Origin of the sequence: Pseudovibrio sp. Ad13 (genome assembly GCF_001623225.1) — a bacterium.
GTDB lineage: Bacteria > Pseudomonadota > Alphaproteobacteria > Rhizobiales > Stappiaceae > Pseudovibrio.
Genome location: NZ_LMCC01000013.1, coordinates 512,456 through 538,173, shown reverse-complemented (window position 1 = coordinate 538,173; position 25,718 = coordinate 512,456). Strand labels below are relative to the sequence as shown.

Annotated in this window: 19 protein-coding genes, 1 tRNA gene and 1 pseudogene; 4 read left to right on the top strand and 17 right to left on the bottom strand. The window is 50.2% G+C overall.

Going from position 1 to position 25,718, the window contains the following annotated elements; genetic code table 11:
* From nspC to speA, 3 genes are read right to left on the bottom strand one after another with little or no spacing between them, the layout of a single operon-like run.
* Window positions 1-1,209, bottom strand: a complete 1,209-nt coding sequence (gene nspC / locus PsAD13_RS16190; RefSeq protein WP_208986674.1) for a carboxynorspermidine decarboxylase — start codon at window positions 1,207-1,209, stop codon at window positions 1-3.
* Window positions 1,181-2,392, bottom strand: coding sequence for a saccharopine dehydrogenase family protein (locus PsAD13_RS16185; protein WP_063318824.1), 1,212 nt, complete (start codon window positions 2,390-2,392; stop codon window positions 1,181-1,183). Before PsAD13_RS16185 ends, nspC begins: the two co-directional genes overlap by 29 nt.
* 21 nt (window positions 2,393-2,413) lie before the next feature.
* Window positions 2,414-4,303, bottom strand: a complete 1,890-nt coding sequence (speA, locus tag PsAD13_RS16180; protein WP_082831109.1) for a biosynthetic arginine decarboxylase — start codon at window positions 4,301-4,303, stop codon at window positions 2,414-2,416.
* A gap of 340 nt (window positions 4,304-4,643) precedes the next feature.
* Between speA and PsAD13_RS16175 the strand changes: the two genes are divergently transcribed.
* The gene (locus PsAD13_RS16175; protein ID WP_063303951.1) at window positions 4,644-5,063 is read left to right on the top strand and encodes a helix-turn-helix transcriptional regulator; all 420 of its coding nucleotides are present in this window, start codon (window positions 4,644-4,646) and stop codon (window positions 5,061-5,063) included.
* A 676-nt stretch (window positions 5,064-5,739) separates the two neighbouring features.
* Complete coding sequence (locus PsAD13_RS16170) at window positions 5,740-6,036, top strand: hypothetical protein (protein WP_153040001.1); 297 nt, start codon at window positions 5,740-5,742, stop codon at window positions 6,034-6,036.
* 89 nt (window positions 6,037-6,125) lie between these two features.
* On the opposite strand, the gene PsAD13_RS16165 is transcribed toward PsAD13_RS16170, so the two are convergent.
* The 6 genes from PsAD13_RS16165 to PsAD13_RS16140 are packed head-to-tail and all read right to left on the bottom strand — an operon-like array spanning window position 6,126 to window position 13,839.
* Window positions 6,126-6,653, bottom strand: coding sequence for a nitrous oxide reductase accessory protein NosL (locus PsAD13_RS16165; RefSeq protein WP_063318823.1), 528 nt, complete (start codon window positions 6,651-6,653; stop codon window positions 6,126-6,128).
* The gene (locus PsAD13_RS16160) at window positions 6,650-7,480 is read right to left on the bottom strand and encodes an ABC transporter permease subunit (protein ID WP_063318822.1); all 831 of its coding nucleotides are present in this window, start codon (window positions 7,478-7,480) and stop codon (window positions 6,650-6,652) included. The genes PsAD13_RS16165 and PsAD13_RS16160 overlap by 4 nt, the downstream gene beginning before the upstream one ends.
* Window positions 7,481-7,483: 3 nt before the next feature.
* Window positions 7,484-8,404, bottom strand: coding sequence for an ABC transporter ATP-binding protein (locus tag PsAD13_RS16155; RefSeq protein ID WP_063318821.1), 921 nt, complete (start codon window positions 8,402-8,404; stop codon window positions 7,484-7,486).
* Window positions 8,401-9,675: a nitrous oxide reductase family maturation protein NosD gene (locus PsAD13_RS16150; protein ID WP_063318820.1), complete on the bottom strand. Its 1,275-nt coding sequence runs from the start codon at window positions 9,673-9,675 to the stop codon at window positions 8,401-8,403. Before PsAD13_RS16150 ends, PsAD13_RS16155 begins: the two co-directional genes overlap by 4 nt.
* A gap of 13 nt (window positions 9,676-9,688) precedes the next feature.
* A complete protein-coding gene (gene nosZ / locus PsAD13_RS16145) occupies window positions 9,689-11,596 on the bottom strand; it encodes a TAT-dependent nitrous-oxide reductase (RefSeq protein ID WP_063297017.1) in 1,908 nt (635 codons plus the stop codon).
* Between the two features lie 35 nt (window positions 11,597-11,631).
* Window positions 11,632-13,839 carry a NosR/NirI family protein gene (locus PsAD13_RS16140; protein WP_063318819.1) on the bottom strand — a complete coding sequence of 736 codons (2,208 nt, stop codon included), beginning with the start codon at window positions 13,837-13,839 and terminating at the stop codon, window positions 11,632-11,634.
* A 575-nt stretch (window positions 13,840-14,414) separates the two neighbouring features.
* On the opposite strand from PsAD13_RS16140, the gene PsAD13_RS16135 reads away from it, so the two are divergent.
* A tRNA-Lys gene (locus tag PsAD13_RS16135) sits at window positions 14,415-14,490 on the top strand.
* A 382-nt stretch (window positions 14,491-14,872) separates the two neighbouring features.
* Here PsAD13_RS16135 and PsAD13_RS16130 read toward each other — a convergent pair.
* Window positions 14,873-15,136, bottom strand: a complete 264-nt coding sequence (locus PsAD13_RS16130) for a hypothetical protein (RefSeq protein ID WP_063318929.1) — start codon at window positions 15,134-15,136, stop codon at window positions 14,873-14,875.
* Between the two features lie 693 nt (window positions 15,137-15,829).
* Here PsAD13_RS16130 and PsAD13_RS28375 point away from each other — a divergent pair.
* Window positions 15,830-16,840 (top strand): annotated as a pseudogene (locus PsAD13_RS28375) (IS3 family transposase); the annotation flags it as partial.
* Between the two features lie 944 nt (window positions 16,841-17,784).
* Here the strand turns inward: PsAD13_RS28375 and PsAD13_RS16120 are convergent.
* The 7 genes from PsAD13_RS16120 to PsAD13_RS16090 form a co-directional block, all read right to left on the bottom strand.
* A complete protein-coding gene (locus PsAD13_RS16120; RefSeq protein ID WP_063318818.1) occupies window positions 17,785-18,558 on the bottom strand; it encodes a hypothetical protein in 774 nt (257 codons plus the stop codon).
* A 122-nt stretch (window positions 18,559-18,680) separates the two neighbouring features.
* Window positions 18,681-19,601, bottom strand: coding sequence for an RDD family protein (locus PsAD13_RS16115; RefSeq protein WP_063318817.1), 921 nt, complete (start codon window positions 19,599-19,601; stop codon window positions 18,681-18,683).
* Complete coding sequence (locus PsAD13_RS16110; protein WP_063318816.1) at window positions 19,598-20,596, bottom strand: stage II sporulation protein M; 999 nt, start codon at window positions 20,594-20,596, stop codon at window positions 19,598-19,600. The genes PsAD13_RS16115 and PsAD13_RS16110 overlap by 4 nt, the downstream gene beginning before the upstream one ends.
* On the bottom strand, window positions 20,596-21,837 hold the full coding sequence (locus PsAD13_RS16105) for a DUF58 domain-containing protein (protein ID WP_193777061.1): 1,242 nt from the start codon (window positions 21,835-21,837) through the stop codon (window positions 20,596-20,598). Before PsAD13_RS16105 ends, PsAD13_RS16110 begins: the two co-directional genes overlap by 1 nt.
* Before the next feature lie 53 nt (window positions 21,838-21,890).
* The gene (locus PsAD13_RS16100; RefSeq protein ID WP_063318814.1) at window positions 21,891-22,847 is read right to left on the bottom strand and encodes a MoxR family ATPase; all 957 of its coding nucleotides are present in this window, start codon (window positions 22,845-22,847) and stop codon (window positions 21,891-21,893) included.
* The gene (locus tag PsAD13_RS16095) at window positions 22,837-24,162 is read right to left on the bottom strand and encodes a hypothetical protein (RefSeq protein WP_063318813.1); all 1,326 of its coding nucleotides are present in this window, start codon (window positions 24,160-24,162) and stop codon (window positions 22,837-22,839) included. Before PsAD13_RS16095 ends, PsAD13_RS16100 begins: the two co-directional genes overlap by 11 nt.
* Window positions 24,159-24,797, bottom strand: a complete 639-nt coding sequence (locus PsAD13_RS16090; RefSeq protein WP_208986673.1) for a DUF4129 domain-containing protein — start codon at window positions 24,795-24,797, stop codon at window positions 24,159-24,161. Before PsAD13_RS16090 ends, PsAD13_RS16095 begins: the two co-directional genes overlap by 4 nt.
* Window positions 24,798-25,718: the final 921 nt, after the last annotated feature.

Here is a 25,718-nt window from a genome sequence, read left to right as displayed (position 1 = left end):
TTAGGAAAGACGGGTCAGGAAGTCGTTGTAGTAGAACTCACGGATGATCTTGAGTTCGTCACTTTCAGAGTTCCAGAGCGCGATTGCTGGCAGGGGAACACCGTTGAAGGTGTTGGTTTTCACCATGGAGTAATGGGCCTGATCGAGGAATGCAAAGCGATCACCAACATTCAGTGGTTCTGCCCGTGTGTAATCGCCGATCACGTCACCTGCGAGGCAGGATGGGCCACCGAGGCGGTATGTGTGCCCCTCCTCCACTTCATCCAGCATGGCCGGGCGATATGGAGCTTCAATCACATCCGGCATATGGCAGGTTGCGGAAATGTCGACAATTGCTAGATTCATGGTGTTTTGGGGTAGATCCAGCACTTCACCTACCAGAATGCCCGCATCCAGAGCAACTGCTTCGCCGGGTTCCAGATAAACTTCCAGCCCTGTTGTTGCGCGCACATCCTTGACGAAGGCAATCAGTGCTTCACGGTCGTAATCTTCACGCGTGATGTGGTGACCACCGCCGAAGTTGATCCATTTCAGCTGACTGAAATACGGCGCAAGCTTATCTTTTACTGCTTCCCATGTGCGCTGGAGTGGTTCAAATTCCTGCTCACACAACGTGTGCATATGGATGCCATCGACGCCGTCCAATATCTCTGCATTTAACTGCGAGATTGGAAAGCCCAAGCGCGAGCATGGGGCGCATGGGTCGTATTTCGCAACCTCGCCTTCAGAGTGCTCAGGATTGATGCGCAGGCCCACATCGACTTTGTGTCTGGCAGCGCGCACGTTTGGCAGAAAGCGATCTTTTTGAGCAGGTGAGTTGAAGATCATATGGTCGGTGTAGCCAATAATCTCATCAATCTCGCTTGCTTTATAACCAGCGCAGAACGTTGCAACTTCTCCGCCGTATTGTTCGCGGGCAAGGCGTGCTTCATAAAGGCCTGAGGCGCAGGTGCCTTCCAGATATTCGCGTACCACAGGGGCCAGTGCGAACATGGAAAAGGCTTTCAGCGCGGAAAGAACGTGCGCGCCAGAGCGATCAGCCACGTCCTTAAGCACAGAGAGGTTGCGGCGGACCGCAACCTCATCAACGACGAAACAGGGGCTTGGGACCCGGGAGAGATCAAATGTTCTGAACGCTCCCGCATCGCCAGCCTGCGTCTGCATCATGTCAGCCATCAGCTTAGAACTGAACCGGGCCGTCGAGCTCATGCACCTGCCAGGGCAGGCCGTGCTCGTTCAGCATATCCATGAAGTTATCCGGGTCCAGCTGCTCCATGTTCCAAACACCCGGCTCGTTCCAGTTCCCTTTCAGGATCTGTGCCGCACCAATCATTGCAGGTACGCCAGTGGTGTAGGAAACAGCTTGCGAGCCAACCTCTGCATAACACTCTTCGTGGTCACAGATGTTGTAGATGTAATAGGTTTTCTCGCCGGAGCCGTCTTTCGCCTGACCGGTTGCAATGTCACCAATGCAGGTCTTGCCTTTGGTCAGCTCGCCCAGATCACTTGGGTCCGGCAGAACGGACTTCAGGAATTGCAGCGGGATGATTTCTGTGCCCTCATGCATGACTGGCTCAATTGAGGTCATGCCAATACCTTCAAGCACGCGGACGTGGTTGATGTAAGCATCGCCGAACGTCATCCAGAAACGCGCACGTTCAATCTCGGAAAAGTGCGTTTTCATGCTCTCCAGTTCCTCATGATACATGAGGTACATGTTTTTCTCGCCAACGCCTGGGAAGTCGAAAGCAACTTTGTGGGTCATCGCAGGTGAACTGACCCAGTCGCCTTGTTCCCAATGGCGTGCATCTGCTGTTACTTCACGGATGTTGATTTCTGGGTTGAAGTTGGTTGCAAATGCCTTGCCGTTGTCGCCGCCGTTACAATCAAGAACGTCAATCTGGCGGATGGTGTCAAGCTTGTGCTTTTTCAGCCATGTTGCAAAAACGGAAGTAACCCCCGGATCGAAACCAGAGCCGAGGATCGCAGTTAGGCCAGCCTCTTTGAAGCGCTCCAGATAGGCCCACTGCCAGTGGTATTCGAACTTTGCTTCGTCTTCCGGCTCGTAGTTTGCGGTGTCCAGATAGTTGATGCCAGCTTCCAGACAGGCATCCATCAGCTTCAGGTCCTGATACGGCAGTGCCAGGTTCACCAGCAGCTCTGCGCCGCTCTCTTTGATGAGGGCAACAACTGCTGCAACGTCCATCGCGTCAACTTCAGCTGTCTTGATCGTAACGCCGGTCTTTGCCTTCACGCTTGTTGCAATGTCATCGCATTTAAACTTGCGACGAGATGCCAGCGTGACCTCAGAAAAGATATCCGAATTCATTGCCATTTTGTGTACGGCTGCGGAGGAAACACCGCCTGCGCCGATTACCAGAGTCTTACTCATGCCTATTCCCCGGTCCTTGGATTATTCGTAGTAAGTGTAGCCGTTGATGCTGTCGCGGTAAGCGGCAACCAACGTGCGTCGATCAGCGTTCTTCAGTGTGCCAGCGGAGACCGCCTCATCGATAAGCTTGCGGAAAGCGTCTACGCAATCGCGTGGATCATATTCCACATAGGAAAGAACCTGCGAGATTGTATCACCTTCAACTTCCTGAAGCAGATCAAATCCGCCATCAGCGCGCAGGTCAATGGTTGCCACATTGGTATCGCCAAACAGGTTGTGCAGATCACCCAGCGTTTCCTGATAGGCACCAACAAAGAAAACGCCAAGATAGTATGGCTTGCCTTCTTCGAGCGTATGGACCGGCAAAGATGGTGAGATGCCGTCCGCCAAAATGAACTTGTCTACTTTACCATCACTGTCACAGGTGATGTCAGAAAGAACAGCACGGCGATCCGGTGCTTCATTCAGGCGTTGTAGTGGCACAATCGGATGAAGCTGATCGATGGCCCAAACGTCTGGCAGGGACTGGAACAAAGAGAAGTTGCAGTGGTAGATATCCGCCACCTTCTCAAGCTGCTCGTCGATCTCGGGAGCAACGCCTGTCGGCGGCGCCAGCTCTTTAATCTTGGACATCAAATGCAGGTAAATGCGCTCGGAACGACCCATCTGGCGCAGGTCGATATACCCCCGGCGGAAGAGCGCACGCAGCTCATTGCGGTAGAATGAGGCGTCGTTCAAACATTCCTGAAGCCGTTCTGCGCTAAGATACCCCTCAACAGCTGCAAGATCAGCAACCATGTGGTGATCGTCTTTTTTAGGCTCAGGTGCAGTAGGCGCATCAAACAGCGTTGCTTCAAGGACATTGAAGAGCAGCATTGAAGAGGTCGCGACAACGGCACGACCACTTTCAGTGATCAATGTGGGGTGCGTGAGTTCTGCCTCATCCATTGCATAAGCAACGGTCTCCACCACATTGGCGCAGTATTCCTCAACCGAGTAGTTGGTCGAGTTTTCAATCGCCTTCTTCTCACCGGTGTAATCAACCCCAAGGCCACCACCGAGATCAAGATGGGTGAGCTCGGCCCCTTCCCTTGTCAGCTCGACAAAGTAACGACAGGCTTCACCAACTGCACGGCGTACGTCATTAACATCAGGAACCTGCGAGCCAAGATGAGAGTGCTGCAACTTCAGGCAGTGCAAGAGTTTCGCATCGCGCAGTTTGTCAATCACTGAGACCAGCTGATCAGTGTTCATGCCAAATGTGGAGCGATCGCCAGAGCTTTCTTCCCACTTGCCGCCAATCTGGTTCGTCAGTTTAACGCGCACACCGAGCAAAGGCTCCTCACCCAGCTCCTCAACCACACTGATAACGGTATCGAGTTCTTTCGGGCTTTCCAGCACGATGATAGTGTTGAAACCCAGTTTGCGGGAAAGAATTGCAAGACGAATGAACTCTTCGTCTTTAACACCGTTACAAACAATGAGAGCTTCTTTAGGCAAGCGGTGCGCAAGCGCAATAACAAGCTCAGGCTTGGAGCCTGCTTCAAGACCGTAGGAGTATGGACGGCCAAATTCAACGATACGATCGATAACCTGCGCCTGCTGGTTGACCTTGATCGGGAAAACACCGCGATATTTGCCTTTATAGCCGACGCGATTGATTGCATCTGCCATGGAATTGTTGATGTGAGCGATTTCGTTTTGCAGGAACGAACTTACGCGCAGCAAAAGTGGAGAATGGATACCACGTTGTTCAAGGTCGTGAACGATCTCCGGCAGACTCACCTTGGGAGCGTCCGGCATCAAAGGATTACTAAGTGCTATATCGCCGTTTGGCAGCACAGAGAGAAGATCTTTACCCCAGCGTCCCATACCATAGACGGCATGGGCAGTACCTTGATTATTTGGCAACCATTTATCCCCTTCCAGAATTAATTTCGCCCCATTTACTCATGGTCTACCCATCTGACAAGCCCAATATTGGTGTTCTAAACATCAGAGGTGGGAGAACAGGTGCACAAGTCACTTTTTGCTGAAACTAAAACTACAATCTAAAATTTTGGTGGGAGTGCTGTTTCAGCAATTTTAAAGAGGAGGAAGATTGGCTAAAGACAATGCAGTAGGCAGCTCCCCTAATTTCTTGCGGATATCTCATTTGCTTATTTATTTGCGACCAATCTAGTCATAGATTAATTGCACTAACTGGAATACTTCTCCACGGGACTATGTTTTTAGCGACTGCAGAGCAACCATGACTTGGCAACAGCGGCTTCAAAAACTAAGAAAACAGAATGATCTGACGGTCAAAGATTTAGCTCGACGTGCAAACGTTGGTTATGACAATCTTTATAAGATCGAAAAAGGTTTAATAGATAATCCGCGTGGTGATACTCTGGGGAAATTGGCACTAGCACTCGGTGTCAACGAACAGTTTCTTCGTTTCGGAATTCACGGTGTTAATGATGTCGACTTTATAGAAGACACTGAGATTCTAAGTGAGATGGAAGGGCATGTGAAGCAGACTGATCTGGATTTAATCGATCAGGCGTGGACCCAGGCATTAGAAATCGAAGCACAGGTGTATGGCTCGGGTAGCAAAGGACCTATGAATTTCGTTTCCATGATGTTTGCTCGTATTTATCACGAGATGCTGAAACGAAATGAGCAATAAGACGCATTTACTTGCGGCCTTGCCGACACTTTGGCGCTGTTGTTAGAAGTTCAAAGTCTTTTTCCAAACAACTTGTTATATCACGCTCTAAATTGAATATCGTGTCAATCTCTTTTCGACAATGTCGTTTCGAGTTCACTTCCTTCAGTTTAATCTTCTCAGTGAATGTGAGTGCTTCACAGTTATTGTTGGGGGAATTTACCTAATTTCTATCTGCCGACATGAAGTTATTCTATCCAATTTTTGACCTAGTGAATTTGACTTAATAATTGTGCATACGTCATGAATGTGTCTTTTCGATCTCATGTATTATTTAATTAAAGTGTTGTATCTTAAAGGTTAAATTGCTTTTTTTTCGTACCTCTGTTTTTCGTCTTTTTAATGTGCATTGCTCAGGTTATTTAAAACTTGAGTTTATTTACCTTTCCAGCTGTTGAAATCTACGATATGGATTTATTATCCAATTCAACTCTAATTTGTGCTCCTTTCCTGATTATGTGAAAGGCGCATAAGGATTGGACATAATCAGATGTTTGTCTGAACTGGTATTTTTACATTTGCTTTTAGTTCTCTAGTTGAAAGAACTCTTATGCCCATCGACTTAAATCGCGCTGAACATTCAAACGAAGTAGATAGTCAACATTCGACTGCGCGGCATGATATTTTTGAGGATCTCTTGAAAACGGCGAGTAAGCATGCTGCAGATGGGAATCCTGAAGTTGATTTTTTGAACTTGCTGACTGCGGATATGTCTTTTGGGGAGCCTGAACTTGGTTCAATCGTTAAGCATAGAAGCACTGAAGAAGTTGGGTTTATTTGCGGTGAAACCACACTCATTTGCGGGCATCGTGCACTCAAATTCAGACCTTTTGACAGCTCCCCAACGGAAAGTGTGACGTGTGATCCTGATGAGCTGATTGTGGTTGGAGATCCGGATCTGAGGGTTGGCTATCCGCAACGTTGCAAGTACTGAAACAACTTGCCATTCAGTGAAACTGGTTTCGACGCAAAAAAACGCTCCATTTCTGGAGCGTTTTGTATTTTTAGATTTTATAGTCTGGGCTAATTGCTTGACACATCACTGAGTTCGAATTCAACTGGTTTGAGCACGTATTCATCAGGAATTTCTGTCAGCTTCACAACCTTACCGCCGTTTTCAGAAGAAAACTTTTCAGCACCTACTTGTGTGCCAAATGGAATTGCCTCAGGTGCCCCCATGCCACCGTTCTGCGTGCTTTCGATAACGAAGTATGCTGCATCGGCATCAACCCAGTTGTTATTGCCTGGCTGCTCCCAGCTCTCTGCATTGTCCATATCGTTCACGTAGATTGCGACGTAGTCTTTGGACTCTTCAGGTAGACGTGTGAAAGCAACAGCATCGCGCACTTGTGAGAACCAGAGCGGGAATGGGCTTCCTGCCAGATGAATCTGCGCTTTGGGGCCTTCATGGTCGAGAACCGTCATCTGGCAGTAGAAGCCAGCAGCTTCGACGTTAAGTTCCATGGCTACTGGTTTGATGACTTCTTCTTTCTCCTGACACGCTGCCAGAAGCAATGTGACGCCTGCGACTGCAAATAGTTTCTTCATCATGGGGAAACCCTCTTAAGCAGTAGGATTGCACCAGACATCGCAGCACCCGCAAACACAAAGATGGATGCAAGAGCAGCGATTGGTGGGAATGGAAGGCTTTCAGCAACACCCGCCATACCGCCAACCATGGCGTTGGCATCGAGCGCTGAAAGGTTGAACAGGCGGAAGGCATCTGCGGGGTTTGCCAGTAAAGCGAATGGGAAAACGCTGGAGGCAAAAAAGCCTTCGCTATCCGCAACCAGAGCGCCGAGCAGGGCCAGATCGTAAAGAACGATCAACACCAGCCAAATTCCGATTGCCATTGCAGCTGCTGTTGTTACCTGGCGCACAAGTGAGCTGACGATGTATCCAAGAGACAAGAATGCAAGGCCGAGGATAGCTGAGGTTGCGATCAATCGTGCAAAGTCTATAAAACCACTGGTGTCACCGCCGCCAGTGGCTGCCAACATCATTGCGGTTGATCCGTAGCCAAGTGTGAGGGCTAGCAACAAAACGCAGATATGACCGACAGCCTTGCCAATGAGGAACTCGCTTCGTGTCATTGGTGAGGAGAATATCAGTAACAAGGTGCCGCGTTCGATTTCACCTGCAACAGCATCAAAGGCGAGCAGCAGTGCAATCAGTGGAACCAGATAGACAGACAGGCTGGATAGAGAGGCCACAGTGATTGTCATACGGCTTACATCGAGCGTGCCTGCAGGAGCTGAGCCGAGTAAGGCCAGTGCCATTGAGAATGCACTCAGGATCACAACAGAAAGCAGGATCCAGCGGTTTCGTAAGCCGATCCGGAACTCCTGTTGAGCTACAGTGAGGATACGTTGAAACATATCTTAGGCCTCCCCTGCATTATCTTCTAGATCTGCTTTTTCAGAGAAGTGCTTATACACATCATCCAATGTTGGTAGATGGACATCAATGTCTTCGATCATCGCGCCAAGGCTGGTGACCGCAGCAATTCTTGCGATCTTGTCTTCGTGTGCGCACATGATCTCTACCGAGCGGCAATTAACCGGAGTACCACCCAAGCGGTTTGCCAGTTGCTCTGCTGGTTCTTCTTTCGACTTCACCTTGAGGCGGATCGGCAATCTTGCTGCGGTCCGCAAATGGTCGAGCGTATCGTTCGCCACCAATTTGCCTTTGGACATGATCAAGATGCGATCAGTACGTGCTTCCATTTCCGTTAAGGCATGAGACGACAGCAATACTGTTGCTCCATTTCCTGAGATCTCAGTCACCAGATCATAGAAATTCTGCCGAGAAATAGGGTCCAGGCCACTTGTTGGCTCATCAAGTAGGACAAGTTTCGGTGTTCCGATCAATGCTTGTGCCAGGCCCAAGCGTTGACGCATGCCTTTTGAGTATGTCCCAACGCGGCGGCGTCCTGCTTCTGCAAGTCCAACGCGTTCGAGCAAACCAATGGCTTTCTTTGCATTTTCGCCTTTTAGTCGTGCGTAGTATTTGAGAACTTCGACACCTGTCAATGTTCTTTGAAAGGCAACAGATTCAGGCAGGAACGCGGTGGATGCGCGTGCTTTGTCACTGCCGGGCTCTGCGCCCAAAACTTCAATCCGTCCATCCGTTGGGGTTAGAAAACCAAGTGACATCTTAAAGAATGTCGTTTTTCCTGCCCCATTGTGTCCGAGGAGCGCAACCCTCTCTGCGCTTCCCAGTTCAAAGGAAAGATCTTTTACAGCATCCCGTCCATCGAAGGTCATGCGGACGTTTTCAGCTCGAAGAACTGTATTATTCATCTTCTTGCTCCTACCTTCGGCTTTGCTAACTCTGGCGCATGCATCAGCGGTTTTTTGTCCACGATTCCGCCTGGCAAAAGCGCCGGAAACTGAGACTGTGTCCAACTGAGGAGTTGAACAGCAGGACTTCCGGTAAGCAGTTTTGCAGCGGGTTGCGTCCAGAGAATTTGATCGACCATGTCGTTTGGCCGGTAGGCGGTATCGGCTACTCCGTCTCCGTTCATGTCAAAGGCTGAATGATCGCTCCAGAAGTTTCCACGACCTTCGTAGGTCCACTCAAGATGACGTGTGCCCACGTATTTGACCTGAGTTTTATTTCCGATGAAAGCATTGTTGGAAAACTTATTTTTAGCGGAACCAGCTGTGAAATGAACTCCAATCTCACAACGCTCGAACGTGTTTCCGTCGACTTTGTTTTTGTTAGCGTTGTACATAAACAAACATTTTTCAGGCGATGCTTTCACATGGTTTCCGGTGATTACGGCATTGTTTGCATAGTTCAGCATCAAGCCGTGGTCGCGGTCCCCATCAGAAATGTTGTTTGTGATGGTGAGCTTGTCGGAAAACATAAGAGCGTAGCCAATGTGATTGTCTACTGAGACGTTGTTGGAGATAGTTCCTTTGTTGCCATACATATAATGCACAGCAAAGCGTGTGTTTTCGAAATAATTATTTCTCAGAGTATCGTTTGGACTGGTGTTTACGAAGATACCGTCACGGCCATATTTGATGGTGTTAAATTCCACGACAAGTCGTGGTGAGTTCCAGACATATATGCCGTTTCCGCGCTCGTTGGGGCGCAGATCGCGACGTCCTTCAATCAGGTTATCGGCAACGTAAGCATCATCTGGGCCGTGTGCATCCACACCCACCAGATTGTTGAGGAACTTATTCCCTGTAATTCGGGCACGATCTGCTTTTTTTGTCAGCTTCACGCCTGAATCGATTGTTTGGTTGGAAAGACCTGAACCGGTAATGACCAGTCCATCGACGACCACATCTGGTGCTTCGACAGTTATTACTGAGCCTTTGCCATTGCCTTTAAGCTCTGCGCCTGGCTCTCCTTCAAGCACCAAAGACCGATCAATGATGATCGGTCCCTGATGAATTCCAGCAGAAAGGCGCAAAACGTCTCCCTCCTGCGCCTTTTCTAAGGCGCGGGCTAAGGCATCAGGCTGTGCAGGAACAGGGATTTCAGCGGCGTGAGCAGAAACGCTCACGCCAATCAAAGCCGTCGCTCCCAGCAATGTTTGCCAGTACAACCTTGTCATGCCCGCTGCTCCCTTATGCGTCGCGAGGCTCAACGAACATACGGCCGCGCATTTCCATGTGCAGTGCGTGACAGAACCACTGGCAGTAGAACCAGTGAACACCTGGACGCTCAGCAATGAAGGTCACAGAAGCAGTTGCCTGAGGAGCAACTTCCATTGCTACACCGTAGTTGGAGATACAGAAGCCATGTGTCAGATCGTCAATGTCATCAATGTTGGTGACGTAAACGGTGACTTCATCGCCCTGCTTCACGGTGAATTTCTCAAGAGAGAAAGTCGGAGCTGCAGAGTGCATGTAAACGCGAACTTTGTTGCCATCGCGAATTACGTGTTCTGCTTCTTCCAGATCAACACCGTCTGCTTTTGCCTGTGCAACTGCATCAGCGAATGTTGGGTCGTTACGATCCCAAACAGATGCTGGGTTCACGAGAGAACGGTGAACGATGATGACGTCATGTGGCTCAGCGAATGTTGGGCCGTCATGAACGATCTTCATTTCGTCGCCAGAAATATCGATCAGCTGCTCGTTTTCAGGCTTCAAAGGACCAACGTTCAAGAAGCGGTCTTTGGAGAACTTGTTCAGGGAAACAAGCCACTTACCGTCAGCGTCCAGGGTTTCACCCATGGAAGTGTGGTTGTGGCCTGGCTGATAAGCGACATCAATCTTAGAATGGATTGGGTCGATTTCTTCACCAGCGTACTGACGGATGGCTTTGTCGATGTCCCATTTAACCATCTGGCTGTCGAGGAACAGTGTGGTGTATGCGAAACCGCGGTTATCGAATGCTGTGTGGAGAGGGCCAAGGCCCAGCTCAGGTTCTGCAACAACTGCGGAACGTGGATCTGCACCGTCAAACACTGCATCCAGCTTGTCCACGTCGATAACAGAAACTGTTGGAGACAGTTTACCAGCGATCATAACGTGTTTTTTGTCTGGGCAAGTGTTACAGCCGTGTGGGCTGTTCGGCACTGGAACGTATGCGGTGTACTTGGAGCCTTTACGGCCATCAAGAACAGGCACGCCATTCAGCATTTCGTAGTCGCCGTTTTTGACGCCTTCTTCAATGCGTTTGATGTTGAAGACAACACAGTGGTCCATTTCGGACGCAGTCATCTCTGCCAGGTTGGTACCCATTTCTGAGTTGTAGCTGGTTGAGAATGCGTATTTGCCCTGATAGTCCGCATCACAGTTATCCAGGTTACCGGATACAATCACCTGCCATGCGACTTCCATGGTATCGCCGTCAATCGCGGTGAATATGCAGGTATATTCTTCAGGCTTATCAAGGATTTTACCATCGTTTACGAGTGGAGCTTCGTGCTCACCGTTTGCGAAGACATAACCTGTGCGAGGCCATTTTTGAGGACGTAGACCATGGATGTCGTGCGCGTTTGGCACTTCGATGATCTTGTCTGCTTTCATCACGTCAAGACGAATACGTGCAACGCGAGTATTTGCCTTATCGTTCATGAACAGGTAGCGGCCGTCATATTTGCCGTCGGTGAAGGACATATGTGGGTGGTGAAGGTCACCGTTGTCATATGTGTCCATATTATGAGCTGCAAGGAACTCTTTGGTTTCTGGCAACAGGTTTTCTGTCAGAATTTTTTTGGATTCGTTGGTCTGGCCCCAACCGGTTGCAGAACAGCGGTTGAACACAGGAACGCGCATCAGTTCACGCATGGATGGGATGCCCAGAATGCGCAGCTCGCCTGCCTGTCCAGAAGACCAGAAGCCGTAGTATTCGTCCAGGTCGCCCGGAGCAACGTGGAAGTCGTTACCTTCAGCTGCCTGTGCAGCAGTGATGCCACCAGTAGCGCCAGCAACTGCCACTGCGCCCAGACCCGCAACAGCGGCTGTTTTAGCAGTACCACCGAGCAATGCGCGGCGTGACAGACCTGTCTCTTTTCTATCAGTCATGAAAGTCTCCCTTGATACTTTCTAGTAGATTTGGCCTAAGCCGGTTGTTTGACGGAAGTGCCCTTTTCCGTCTTTGAAATACCCGTCTGCGCTTCGAACTTCTTGCGCTTGGCAAGCTTCTTAATGCAGACCGGACATTTGTCGTCGCTCTGATACAGAACCTGACAGTGCAGGCAGTTCAGGCATTCGTTTGGATTGATGTTGCCCTCTGGGTGGATCGCTCCAACCATGCAGTCCTTCTCGCAACGTGCGCATGGATTACCGCACTCTTTGTAGCGCTTCAGCCAGTCGAACATGCGTAGGCGTGCTGGAATGGCGAGCGCTGCACCAAGTGGACAGAGGTAACGGCAGTAGAACCGCTCGATAAACAGGCCCGCGGTCAAGAGTGCCACAGCGAACAGGACAAATGGCCATCCGCGCTGGAACTTTAAAATGATTGCGGTCTTGAATGGTTCAACCTCTGCATAATGCTCAGCAACTGCCAAGGAGTAGAGTGACAAGCCAAACAGAGCGAGGAAGATCATGTACTTCACGGCCCAGAGGCGTTCATGCAATCCCCAAGGCAGTGAGATCTGAGGAACTTTGAAGAACTTCGCGATCCGATTGGTTAGCTCCTGAAGTGCACCAAACGGGCAGAGCCAGCCGCAATATGCGCCACGCCCCCAGAAGATGAGTGCTGCTGCAACAGCAAACCACAGCAGGAACACGAGTGGATCCATCAGGAATGCGGTCCAGCTGAATTCTGTCGTCAGCGCTGAGAAGAGTGCCAGAACGTTCACAACAGAGAGCTGCGCGTTTTCCATCCAGCCCAACCAGACCAAAACGAAGGTTAGGAAGCCAATCCGGAACCAGAAGGTAAACTTCTCTGATTTGGCAACCTGCATCTGGAAGAAGAAAACGCCTGTCAGGATTGTAAGAGCAATGCCTAGTATTGCGATATCAACCTGGCGATCATTCCAAATGCGCTGCCAAAGCTCTACACGCCCTTCTTCTGCAGGAGCGGCAACTGCGCCTTCTCCATTTCCTGCATCTGCTGCGGCAACTGGTGTATCCTCTACCTTCTTCAGGTATTGCTGCGGCAACTGATAGCCCAGATCAAATGTCAGGAAGGTTTTCTCAATCGCACCAATTGTACGGTGTACGAGAAGCTGCAGCCGGAATGGTTTACTTGGATCGAAACCGGAGTCTGCAGGAATGGTGAACATGTCCAGTTCTTTAAACGTTGGCGCATCACCTGCGGCCACAACGCCGAGACGTTTGTGTTGACGGTCTCTGAAGCGGACTGAAATGTCATCCTGGATCAGCTGAATACGATCAAAGATGCCACCACGTACGTAGCCTGTGCCTTTGAAAGAATAACGACCACGACCGAGGACCACGATTGCGTGCTCACCTTCTTTCAGACGATTTTTCAGATTGGCATACTCTGCGTCTCCCAGGATCGTACGACCTACAGTTGGGACGTCAGCAAGCGCCATAAACATATCGACGTAAGAGTCGGTTTCTGGTCCCTTCTCTGGACGTTTGATGGCTTTAGGATTGCCCTGCTCTACAAATGCGGCGTTGACCTGGCCCACATCGAGCGTCAGACGACGGATAGAACCATCACCAGTCATTGTCATCCAGTCAGAAACCTCTGCTTTGTCTGGATCGATGACAAATTTTGGACCAGTGTCAGCAGCAGCGCCTTTCAGGCCGCCAAGTCCGAGGGTGCGCGCCACTTTCAGGCTTGCTCTCACGACGGAATCATCAATCACCATAATGGTGACGGTCGCGCCGGAAATAATATCCAGCTCGTGAGCAGACCCGCCCTGCTCTGCTTCTTTCTTGATATCGAGACCAGCATAATTCTCGGTGATCTTTTTGATCTCGCTATCAGGGATACCGATCAGAACGATTGGTTCTGCGTGCTTTACCAGCTGAACGCTTGTGAGCATGCCTTCAGGATTGATACCAACCAACGTATCAATAGGCTTGCCAGAATATCCTGTTGTGGAAACGAGATCGGTGGTTAGGAAGACCCAACCTAAAACGTCATCTCCGGCCATTGCTGGTAACACTGCGATGTCCTCGTGCAGCGCGCCATACCTGTCGGCTTTAGGAAAGAACTTTGTGACCTCAACTTTTTTGGCAAAGTCGAGAACACGATTTGAAGAGTCCGACGCAGCTATCGCGTAGTTCGACGCACTGAGAAAGAACGTAAATATTAGAAGGAAGACAGTGCGCAACCTGAGAGCTCGCATTTCCGAGAAACCTTATCTCGCATGAAAAATATACATTAAGTAGGTGCGCTTATTCGGAGGTGAGTTCTTTGCGGCAGATCAAAAAGCAAACTCCGCTAATCGATCAAAACACGCATCTCCACAGTATTTAGATATTTCACAACTTTTGATTGATTTTGCACGATGATGCTCTGGGTTGCGGAATTTTATATTGTCGTAACTTATTGCTTTCGTTCGCATTTAATTGAATAGTCAGCATCGGTGGTGGACACTTAAAACTCATGAATTGCCGTGGAAATACCTAGTCTAATGAGCTTTAGATTGTAGTTTTACGGAGAAAACGAGACAATTTGCCCTATGAGGGAAAGTCTGATGATAACTCCCACTCTTAACTTTGAGCGCTCGTACGCGTGAGGCGTATTCTTTGCTGAAGGCACTTAAGTGTAGCCGCCTTCTCTTCATGATTAAGAGAGGCGTAAGATGCATACTTGATTCAAATTCAATGCACTGTGTGGAAAATCGAAAAAAGCGCTTGCGCTAAGCCCCTGCAATCCTTAGAAGACCCCTCACAGGCAGCGACCTAACGGTCACGCCGAGAGCCCGTAGCTCAGCTGGTAGAGCAACTGACTTTTAATCAGTAGGTCCACGGTTCGAACCCGTGCGGGCTCACCATTTAACCTCATGGTATATAAAGAGGTTTAGCAAAGCTCCTCCCGGGAGCTTTTTGCATTTAGGCTTGGTACCAGCACTATGTAAGCAAATGAGAGCGTTTGAAAGCGCAATTTCACCTCTCTTAGCTCCTACAAATGCCCTTTCAAATTAATTCTGGAAAAGCTGTTAATGTCGTCACTGGTCGTCAGTACGCAGGCTTCCCATAAAATTAGAGCGCTGAAAAGCCGTCAGAGAACTGTTGCTTGTCGTCAGAGCGCAATTTTAGTGCTTTTGAAAAAGGGCATATCTGCTTCAAGCGAACATCAAAAAAGGCCTGAGAAGCATCACGCTTCCCAAGCCAGAATATTCCGTGAGAGGCAATGCCTCTCTTCATTCCGTATTTTTAGTCTTTGGAGACTTCCAGCGTGCAAGGTTCGAGCAGCTCGGAAATTTTCTCGCGACTTCCCTGCACATCTTCAATGTGATTGCGAACAGTATCAAATAGCGTCAGCAACGCTTCATATTCCTGCGTGTGCTCCATGCGTTCGCTCAGAACCACACTCATGTAATAAACTAGATTTTTGAGATGGTTGGCTGTGAGGTGAAGCTGATCCACTTCATTGCGAAGGGATGTATGGGCACATTTCTCTTTACCAGTATCAGTCATTACGAAGCCCTCTTCGTTGGCTTGTTGAACAAACCACTCGACAGAAAGCATTCGACAACCCACTGGCGAGCGGGAGGTTCGAAACCTGACGAAGACAGGCGGGTTTATTCCCCCGCAAAGGGTATTTTATTCACCGCCCTCCCGCCCATAAGCGAGAGTTTGCGTTTGGAGAGCTAACTCCAGACACAAAAAAAACCGCCAATAAACGGATGCGGTAACTGCTTCGTAGAGGTTTCGACGCCTCAAGATGAGCATGCGATGATTGGCGCAAGGTGTTAATGCAATGAAACTGAATTCCTCCACAAACCCATAAGTTTAGCGGGACTAAAAAGGGAGAACAACAACAAGAAGATCAACATCAAGCCCTCGCGAAAACCACATAGGCGCTTGTGCCGTGGTCCCGAACTACCCGCAGGCAAGGAAAAGTCTGAGAAGGACCCGCGATACCTTGAGAAGGAAGGCGTTAGATCACATCTAGATAAATCAGTCGCTTTAACCTCATCGCCTTCTTCAGCACTTGGATCCGCTTCGGCCTCAACAGCGGAGAGGCTCGCTTTACCGCATTGCCAAAAGCACTCACCTTTGCTGATCAGAAACGTGAGCCTTTCCCACAGAAGTGTTCCACGTTTCTGATTAGGAAAATGAAGGATCAGATATGGGAAGCTAGAAGCCAAAGCCAGAGGAGTTTGAGTTAAACCGCGACAGGTTAAAGTCTTTAAAGGGCAAGGGATGCTGCACTTTGATGCGATCAGACAGATCGGTGTGACTGAGTAAACTTATTATCGCTGCAAGAAGAAGTATGGCGGAATGGGCACGGATAGCTCAATGAACTAAAACGGCTCTAGAAAGTAAATGAGTATTTGCGCCGCATTGTCTCTGATTTGACACTGGACAAATTGATCCTCACCGAGGCTGCCAAGGGAAACTTCTAAACCCGCCCCATCTTCGGGCCTGCATCAATCATGTTCGCAGCCAAATGAAGGTTTCCGAGCGATGTATTTGCCGCGTCCTTGGTCAGCACCAACCCACGCAGCCGTTGTTCACTGAGTGGGCGAGCGAATGAGGATCGTCTGGTAGTAGATATGATTGAGTTTGCCTGCCAATGTGGTCGGTACGGGTACCGGTGCATTATAGCTCTGCTCTGAGATGCAGGATGGCAAGTGAATGATAAGCGTGTCGAACGCCTCTGGCGACAGGAAGGGCTAAAGGTTCTGATGAAGCAGCCCAAGAAAGGAAGGCTCTGCCTCAATAACAGATCTTGCGTCCGACTGCACCCGGCGTATCGCAATCATGTATGGCCCTATGACTTTGTACATCATCGCACCGATGATGGCAGGGCTTTCAGAACATTGAATATACTGGATGAGTACAGTCGGGAGTGTCTTGCCATCCGTGGGAAGTGCAAGCTTAATTCGAGTGAGGTTATCGACGTGTTGACGGATCTATTCATCCTGGGCCGCGCACCTGCCCAAATTTGTTCTGGCAACAGCCCGGAGTTTGTTGCCAAGGCCGCAAGGAAATGGATAGAGTTTTTTTGAGGGGCAAACTGCCTACATCGAAGCCGGGTTTGCCTTCGGAAAATTGATATTGCGAAAGTTTCAATGGGTGAATGCAACACGAACTACTGAATGCGGAAGTCTTCTACTCGCTGCGTGAGGCCCAAATAATCATTTGAAAGTTGGAGGAAACACTACAACTTTCAAATGATCCTATAGTGCTCTGGGTTGCCGCCCACCGGTACCGGAGACCAACTATGCATTATCTTTTAATTTAGGCTACTCAGCTTCACTCACTTTATCCTGACAAAACAGCAATCTCCTGAAAGCATCTTTGAAGTAAAGCTCTTAAACAAGCAGCAAATCACACTCTGAAACCTCTCCCATTAGATCCCCTAACCTCATGATCACGGACATTCAATGTAGACTATCGCAAACCGGGAGTGATGCTGCTGATAAGAATTATTGTCTAGCTACGCATGACGTGAATGAGAGTTTAACTTCTGCAACGACCTTAGCTGTCACTGGTAGATTATTAGCTGAGGTTGAGACAGGCACAGCTGAAGGTTTCGCGGTAGCCCTTACGAGCGATTTAGACTGACTCAATCGACCATTTGCAGACATTAGACCTAGATCTAGGCGCTTCCAGCTAGTCCATAACCTCAATCATAGGTTGATCTTAATCGACATACTGTTGGTGGTGTGTTTGCACCGGGCGATGTGCTTTTGCAGGTGGTGCCAAAGACAGTGATCTGATGATTGAGGCCCATGTTCCACCAACGAATGTAGATCAGTTCACAACTCCGGAGCTGAACGCTCGCGTGTTGCCCGGTTCTCAAGAATTAACCCGCGATCAGGTCATAAGATAGGTTTACTACACTGTCCGCCTCTAGATCCTGAAGAGAAAACTGCCCAAACCGGATGGCAAATAACTGGTTCCTGGCATGTCTGCCCAAGATTTCATCTAGACCGGTCAGCGCACCGAGTTTTCTTGTTTCATCAAGCCCTACTCTCTATCAGCTCTGTGAACTACACTCTATTTTGCTCAGACTGCCGCGAAGCGGAAAAGAGGGCGGTTTTATCCTCCCTCGCTTTTCAGAGACTGTTGGCATACAGCTGTGTTTCATTTGCGGAGCCCGTCTGATTTGTGCGTTACTCGAAAATCAGCGCGATCTGATCTACAGTCACGCCTTCTTTGATCTCACGCAGTCTTGCATAGATCAGTGCAACGGAAACGCCACTCAGGCCGGCCCCGAGAGTCGAAGGGATTAGATAAGCAAGCATTGCTACGAACTGTCCCGAGCCAACAGTAAGGTCTGCAGCAAAGCCCGCAACGTATTGAAAAATGCCGATAAAAATACCGATCAAAATCAGTAGGCCAAGGATCGGCCAGCGGTATTCTTTGGTTAGTTCTGAACTTCTCCCAAGGCCACCGAAACCGACTCGTTCGATTACAACCGCCGGGGCGATCATAGAAAATACGGCATACACCCAAAGGCCGGGAATTATCAGCGCGATCATTGCAACTCCCGCCAATACGCCAGCAATCAGGGACAGAATGGCAATCGGAATAGCAGCCCGGATGGCCGGTGTGACATAGCGGCCAAGCTGGATCCTCCGCCCAAGCTTTGCATCATAAGCCAGTTGGACAAGCAGTGCGGTCGTCAAGCTGTAGAAAGAGATTTGCAGCACTATCGCCATTCCCCAAGCCCCAAAACCGAATGATGTGCTGAATTCGGGATCGGCGGTGCCCAACGCTACATCAAGCCCAACCAGTGCGCTACTGGCGAGCAGGCTCAGCATACTGGGCACCAGCGCCATAAGGGCGATCGAGATAAGGTTTCTAAAAAAAATTGAGAAGCTCTCGCCGATGATGGCGCCGACGCCAAGAGACATACGGCTACCGATATCTGTTGTACTGGTCATGGTTATCCTTTAGCCTTGATTCATTATCTAACGTTAGGGTACTTTGTCTCTATAGATACACCCATTGAGTGTGTCGTACTATTTTAAAAACTAAAAAGGGCAGCATATATAATGTTGTTGCCTTAGAGTAAAATGTCTTCTTTGGCATAATATTTATCGTTACGCCGCTCACCAAACAGCTGACGCTGTTCCAAATGCGCGCGTTGTGCATTGTAAAATGCTCTCAAAAACTCCAGTCTCTTTGCTGTGGGCACCTTGTCAGCATAATCAATTTTGTGCCGAATCTTCTCGACCACTGCTTCAATGGTAGCCCCTTGTCTATGATTGCTCCCCGATCCCGTTGCTATCCCTTGTGCACGTAATAGGCTTTCGAGGGTTTGCAGTTCATAAGTACCGTAGTGTTCGAGCTGATGCATAAGAAAGACGAACTCTTCCTTTTTAGGCAGCTGCGTTACAGATTGATCGGCTAGGTCTATCAGCAGCACAGGCACCGGCAGGTGGATGACATGGGTGCCCGCTATCAAGTCACCTAACCTTTGACGATACCGATTGCAGAGCGGAACCATAAAACCGGCGGCGATCCAGCAAAGGGCCAAGCCTGAAGTCAGCGGGGAAGCCTTATCAATCGACAGCAGTAGAGTAATAGGCAGGAAAATCTCAGCTTCCTTCATAAGGTTGCGCATCACCAATGAATGAGTGCTAAGCGATGTTCCATCGTGCGATACAACCTTGATCTTCATCAGGCGTTTGCCGAGAGTCTGGCCGTTCCAGGCAAGTTCGGACATAACGTAGTAAGGTACCCGTATGATGAAGAACATCAGGCTGCCGATTGCTATGAGCGTTTCTGGTGAACTAAACCCAAGAGAAGCAACAAGGATTAGCAAGCAGAGTGCGGCAATCAAAGTAAGAATAACATCCGTGATCTGCGCAGCCAACCGCACTCCCAGCCCTGCTACTTTTAGTTTCAGAGGCACGCCCTCTGGCGGCACCAACTCTCCAACTGGCGGTCTAGCCTTAGCGTTCTTCTGCCATCTCAGCTTCATAGTCGCGCCTTTCCACCCAATCCGAACCAGGCGAGCCAGCAAAGGCCTATTCCCCAGCCGAGTGCATAGCGTGTGGCTGTATGTTGAACGAGCTGACGGCCAAAACCCTCCAGAAGAGCAGCTGCGATCAACATAATGGCAGCGACCAGTGCCAGTTTCGTCGCGTCCCGTCCTGCGTGGTGCAACGATTGACTGCGGGTCTTATCGCCGGGAAACAGTACCGCTGCACCTAATTGCAATCCGCCGCCGCAAGCAATGCAGATCGCAGAGATTTCGGTGACCCCATGTATAGACAGCCAGCCGCCCAGATCGATGCCCAACCCGCGCTCTGTATGCAGCGCATAAAAGGCACCCAGAACCAAACCATTGTAGAATGTCAGAAGGATTGCCGGGGCGCAGAGGAAAACCCCAAGCCCAAATATAAAAATGGCAATACGAGTGTTGTGTGAGAACAATGTAGTTGCAAGAGCGCCCAGACCTGAAGCGGATGGGTTTTCCTCATAAATCACCCGGCGCAGTTCATCAGCAGTCGAAGACGGGCCACGACCGCCAGCAAGCTCTGCCGGCATGAACACATGATACCAGCCCGGGTTTTCCAGAAAGAGCATATAGCCGACCAACACACCTAGCCCCATGCATAGAAAACCTATCGCGATGAACAGCCATGACCGGCGCATCGCCTGCGGGGCACCTTGCAGGAAAAACTTGCGGAACAGCCCGCCCAGTCGTTCCTGCGGGGCGTAAACTGACAGGTAGGCCCGCGCTGTGAGGGCTTCAAGATAGTTCAGAAGCGCCTGATCCAGCGAGATTTCCCGGGCAATGGCCAGTGAAGTTGTGGCTTGCCGGTAAAGTGCAGCAAGATCACGCGCCTCGGTGAAATCCATCCGCTGCAGTCCGTCGCGCTCCGCCCGGGCCACAAGAACTTCAAGCTGGTGCCAGTCGGCTTCGCGCTCTTTGCGAAACCTGGTCGAACGGATGAGATCGGTTTTGGACATCAGATCATCTCCCGTGCCTTGATTTCAAGATAGGTCGAGATCAGCTGGCTGGTGATGGTCTCCGGTGTTGCATCCAGCACTGTAATGCCCAGTCGGGTCAGCCGTTCCAGCACCAGCCGGCGCTCGTTGATTGCTTGGTTTGCTGCCACCAAAGCCGCAACTCCATCAAGGTCTTCAGGTGCTGTCTCTATGAGGGTAACAGCCTCAGGATCGCGGATAGCAACAAAGATCAGCAGATGTCGCTTGGACAGAATAGTCAGGTTTTCAACCAACAATTCAGCTGAAGTGGTATCGATGAAATCTGTGAATACAATGATCAGGCTGCGTTTTGGTGTGCGCCCATTCAATTCGGACAAGGCAAGCGTATGATTGGTTTCGTGCCTGGAATAGGCCTGTTCGCCGCTCCAGCTGCGCAACCGGACAAAAGCCTGACGGCCTTGTGTTGGAGCAATGAAGGAGTGCGGGCGAAGGTCATAGGCGTAGTAACCGACCTGATCACCACCTATGGCTGCTGCCCACGCAACTGCCAGTGCTGAGCTCATGGCATGGTCGATTTTCGGTAAGCCGCCAATCTCCTCACTCATGAGGTAGCCAGTGTCCAGCGCCAGTATCACGTGGTGATTGCGTTCAGCGCGTAACTCCCGGGCCACCAGTGACCGGCGTTTGGCTGACCGTTTCCAGTCGATGGACTTAACATCCATACCTTGGACAAAATCCCGAAGCTGATGGAATTCCGCCCCTTCCCCAATGGCTCGGTTTTCCTTGACACCATAGAGGGCCGATTGCACCGTTGTAGCGATCTCTCCCGACTGCACCAGCCGGATATTGGGGACGACCCGTATTTCCAGAGCGAATTCAAGGCGTGGTACAAACTCAAACAGTTTTAGTTGCGATGTCCAGCATAACCAGATGTGTTCAAAAGACCAGACACCGCGCCGGACACCGCGGCACGCAACCTCTGCAATACCAGTGCCATCGGCTTGTTGCGTAAAACTGATCTCAGCAACGCCGCTCAGGCCCTTGGGCCAGGCCAGTTGTGCTCGCAGACCAGCAGGCATCCGGGGGATCTCCAGCTTCAGGTTCTGGCTTTCACCGATAAAAATCTCCTTAGCCATATTGTAGCTGAGCTGCTTCCTGCGTGTGAATGACAGCAGCAGATCAGCTGCCGCAAGAAATGCAAGCAGTCCCCAGGGTGCCAGCGCGATCCCGCGCTGACCATCAGCAAAGACGATGCTCAGCATCGAAACCACGAGTGCAATGCAGGTGGCAAACAGAAGTCGGGGGGACGGACGGATCAGCGGGGGACCTCAATCTGGTTGAGAATGTTTTCGAGTACCATCGCGGAACTGCGACCTTCGATCTCAGCTGACGGGCCCAGCACTACACGATGGCGCAGCGCCGGGACGAACAGTCGCTTGACGTCATCGGGGATGGCAAAATCGCGACCGCTCAACCCCGCGATCGCCCGTGTCGCCGCCGCGAGTGCATCAGCAGCACGGGTCGACGCTCCAAAAGCAATCTCCGAGCTTTCCCGGGTCGCACGGACCAGACGCAGAATGTAGGCTAAGATGTCGTCGTCCAGAGTGATCCTGTCAATCAGCGCCCGGCTGTCGGCCAGCGCCTGGGCGTCCAGAGTTTTTGTCAGGCCTCTGGTTTCTAACCCAGATTCTATCGGTGCCTCTGCGTGCTGGCGCAAAATGGCCATTTCAACGTTCTCCGGCGGGAAATCGATCACCAATTTAAATAGGAAGCGGTCTAGTTGCGCTTCGGGCAATGGATAGGTGCCTTGTTGCTCAATTGGATTTTGAGTAGCGACGACAATGAACTCGCGCCCCAGAGTATAGTCAGCGCCATCAATACTGACGGTACGCTCGTTCATCGCCTGCAATAGAGCTGCCTGAGTTTTTGGGGGAGCTCGGTTGATTTCATCCGCCAACAGAACCTGAGTGAAGACTGGGCCTGGGGTCAGGACAAACTCATTGGTCTGGAAATTGAAGATCGAAGTGCCCAAAACGTCGCCAGGCATCAGATCTGGCGTGAATTGGATGCGTCCGAACTCTAGATCCATGGCGGCGGCAAAACTGCGGGCGAGCAAAGTCTTAGCAGTACCTGGTGGGCCTTCCAGCAGCACATGGCCGCGTGCAAATAACGCGATCAGAAGCATAGTGACTACTTCTTCTTGCCCCAGAACGGTCTTACCAATCTCGGAACGCAGAGCATCGGACCGGTTTTGCAAAGTTTCAAGTGTCATGGATTATTTGTTCCAATAGCGCTTCAAGTTCATCAATATGGTGGATCGCCTCCGCTGGAGATATTCGAGCTGGAAGGCTTCGAATTGCTGTAAGGACGCTTTCCAGCGCGGTGGCATGCTCGGGATTACGGCGCTTGACATATGCAAGAAATGCTCCCGACTCAGCATACTGACGAGAAGAGACCGCACCGTAGAGCACAGCTGCGATGGTGGCCAGCCGGGCCTGAGCATAGTCGCCGATCAAGGCTCCGTCCTGATCGCAAAGCCGCATTAGTCTGGCTCGCGCTTGAAAGGCTTGTGCTTTTCGGCTGGTACAGGCTGCAGGCACATGACGTACAGGGCCATAGCGCAACCAGGAACGCCAGAGGAAGAGCAGTAATGTTAAAAAACAACCCAGCCAGAGCGTGAGAAACGGCGGTTCGAAAAACCGAATGAGATCTGCCCAGGTTCGCTCGCGTTGCACACCACGCTTCGGATCAGTTATCCACGTGTCACGGCTGTAGTCGATCATCACATTACGGTCCTTGGCATACTCTTGCAGATAATCGAGTGCAATCGCGGAGTTATCTGCAAGCCGCAATCCATGATTGCTCAGCAGATCAGGATCGGACAAAACAAACAGCTGTTTACCGCTCGCTCTGTTTTCGCCTTGAGACATAGTGCAATCAGCCAGCACCATTGCTTCGGTTGACCCGATTACCGGCTTACAGCCGGGGCTTGTGAACATCTGCGCAGCATAAAACTGTGCGGAAAATTCTTGTCCGCCACCTGTGGTATAGCTAAAGTCGCTAAGAGGGACGCTGGCATTAACTATTTTTGCGTCACTCTGTCCGGTTATATCTTGAAGCAGTTCTTCCACAGCAAAGCGCTTGCTCAACAAGACTGGATGCGCGACCCCAGCAAGGCGCATTCCACTGCGCCATTTGGGCAGGATGACAAGCGATGGCACCAGGCGGATCTTCCGCTTAATTACCGCCAAATCCAGATCGTATTCATCCTGCTGATATAGCAGCTCGGTCTTAGTGAGAGGTTGGCTGCGACTTCTGTCCAACACTGTGTCGTATAGCGGCATCACCAGCAACCCGACAGAGTTCTGATCAACCTGCCAGCCACCGAGGAAGCTCTGTGTGCTGACGCCTTTGGATGTAAGCCAGATCTGCAGTCCGTCGAACCCGGAGGGGGAGGCTCTCAAAGCCTGCTGGCGCTGCGAGACTGCATAGAGCACAACAAAAAGCAGCAATGTCCCAAAGACAATAATTGCAAGCGTTTCAAGCCGCAGTCTACTCTGCTTCGTGCTTGGTTCTGAAAGGCTCATGCGCACACCTCGAACTGCAGCAGCGGACGTATATCTTCGACGTGCGACTGGAATTCCTCTTCGCTTACATCCCGACCGCCGAAATGTACCCGTTCGCTGGCATGAACGAGGTCGCGTAAGGCACTCATATAGCGATGTTCTCCCGGCAGATGCTTGAGCGCTTCACGCGCTGTCCAGCTGCGCTGTAACAATACTCCATCTGCCGAAACTGCTGCTATCAGAGCCGCTTGAGTTAGCTGAATGAGAGCTTCACGCCGGTCTTGAAGACGTAGAATACTGACCAGACTGCTTGGCCCTGCATCAGGTAAAGTTCCGCAACTGCGGTTTGCCCTGTTATGAGAGCGCGCGGCGTTGCCAGCATTCTGGCTCAGTGAAACTGAAATACTGCCGCCGTAACGAGCAAACACATATATAATTGCAAGCAGCACTGCGGCAGAAATCAAAAAAGCGTTAATATCGACACTGCCTGGTGACCATTCCCCGTCCTGATCGGATTGTGCTGGCAGCGCCTCTGGCTCTTGTCCGATCTCCATCGGTGGCAGAGGGCTCGATGGATCAAAATATACAACATCTGAATCTATGCCGCGGAACTTGATTGCCTGCAGATACGCCTCACCGCTCTCTCCAATTTCCATTGCTGTCTCGGAAGATTGCTGCGCAGAACTCCAATGAGGCATTGTGATGAAGCATGCAACTAAGCACAGTCTAATAAAGCAGATCATATTAATATCAATAATGAAACAAATTTCGCGATCAAATAAAATGCGACTGAATAGAGATTCCATACAGATTGTAGTGATCAGTGTCAAAGACCTTTCGCAGATTTACCTTTTAAGCGATCAACTGAGGTTCAAACAGCCGACGCTAAGCGTTATTTTGGGTTAAAAGGCACTGAAAATATAGTATTTTCATCTGCAAAATCCTTTTAAAAGATTGAACTGTAGTCTTTAAGTGAGGACGCTAAAAGCCTTCCTTAAAAGCGCTGTTCCGGCATGAAACCCCAATAAGTGGTTCATTAACGACGTCTCAATTCAACGGAAGATGAGTATAGGCTTAGTGTTACTTTGAGCAGACCTAGCATACTTGTTGTTGGAGTGCCTTTTGGCAGTGAGGGCAATTATTTCGTAGGTGGCTTAGATGCTGTGCGTCAATTAATCTGTTTGGCCAGCCGGCCAGCAATAATGAAGCATGCGGAATAGTGCGCCTGCTCTGCGAAGTAGAAAAACCTTTGAGTAATCACAAGAAAGAAAAGCTATTCAATTACCGTGAGTCTCACATAAAGGTTGGGACTGTACGTTCTGCAAACATCGCTACTAGCAAAACAAGGGTTGATTGCAATAACAGGCCACACGCGACTCCCATAAAAAGCAACAGCAAGCTTTTAAGCAATCCAGTTCAACTGCTGATGGAACCGCCCCAATGACCGCTTCTGGCCCAAACTTCTTGACATTCCAAGCATATAGCAGCTGACCAAGAGCCGACATCCGTCTGTTTTCGGAGCAACCCCATCTAGATAAAAACGTCAACGAAGGATTGATCTTAATCTGTTTGGCATT

Excerpts from the sequence above, each read along its gene's own strand:
- nspC (WP_208986674.1), bottom strand. The coding sequence starts at position 1,209 with ATGAGCTCGACGGCCCGGTTCAGTTCTAAGCTGATGGCTGACATGATG.
- PsAD13_RS16185 (WP_063318824.1), bottom strand. The coding sequence starts at position 2,392 with ATGAGTAAGACTCTGGTAATCGGCGCAGGCGGTGTTTCCTCCGCAGCC.
- PsAD13_RS16175 (WP_063303951.1), top strand. The coding sequence starts at position 4,644 with ATGACTTGGCAACAGCGGCTTCAAAAACTAAGAAAACAGAATGATCTG.
- PsAD13_RS16165 (WP_063318823.1), bottom strand. The coding sequence starts at position 6,653 with ATGATGAAGAAACTATTTGCAGTCGCAGGCGTCACATTGCTTCTGGCA.
- PsAD13_RS16160 (WP_063318822.1), bottom strand. The coding sequence starts at position 7,480 with ATGTTTCAACGTATCCTCACTGTAGCTCAACAGGAGTTCCGGATCGGC.
- PsAD13_RS16155 (WP_063318821.1), bottom strand. The coding sequence starts at position 8,404 with ATGAATAATACAGTTCTTCGAGCTGAAAACGTCCGCATGACCTTCGAT.
- PsAD13_RS16150 (WP_063318820.1), bottom strand. The coding sequence starts at position 9,675 with ATGACAAGGTTGTACTGGCAAACATTGCTGGGAGCGACGGCTTTGATT.
- nosZ (WP_063297017.1), bottom strand. The coding sequence starts at position 11,596 with ATGACTGATAGAAAAGAGACAGGTCTGTCACGCCGCGCATTGCTCGGT.
- PsAD13_RS16140 (WP_063318819.1), bottom strand. The coding sequence starts at position 13,839 with ATGCGAGCTCTCAGGTTGCGCACTGTCTTCCTTCTAATATTTACGTTC.
- PsAD13_RS16130 (WP_063318929.1), bottom strand. The coding sequence starts at position 15,136 with ATGACTGATACTGGTAAAGAGAAATGTGCCCATACATCCCTTCGCAAT.
- PsAD13_RS16120 (WP_063318818.1), bottom strand. The coding sequence starts at position 18,558 with ATGACCAGTACAACAGATATCGGTAGCCGTATGTCTCTTGGCGTCGGC.
- PsAD13_RS16115 (WP_063318817.1), bottom strand. The coding sequence starts at position 19,601 with ATGAAGCTGAGATGGCAGAAGAACGCTAAGGCTAGACCGCCAGTTGGA.
- PsAD13_RS16110 (WP_063318816.1), bottom strand. The coding sequence starts at position 20,596 with ATGTCCAAAACCGATCTCATCCGTTCGACCAGGTTTCGCAAAGAGCGC.
- PsAD13_RS16105 (WP_193777061.1), bottom strand. The coding sequence starts at position 21,837 with ATGCTGAGCATCGTCTTTGCTGATGGTCAGCGCGGGATCGCGCTGGCA.
- PsAD13_RS16100 (WP_063318814.1), bottom strand. The coding sequence starts at position 22,847 with ATGACACTTGAAACTTTGCAAAACCGGTCCGATGCTCTGCGTTCCGAG.
- PsAD13_RS16095 (WP_063318813.1), bottom strand. The coding sequence starts at position 24,162 with ATGAGCCTTTCAGAACCAAGCACGAAGCAGAGTAGACTGCGGCTTGAA.
- PsAD13_RS16090 (WP_208986673.1), bottom strand. The coding sequence starts at position 24,797 with ATGGAAATTGGAGAGAGCGGTGAGGCGTATCTGCAGGCAATCAAGTTC.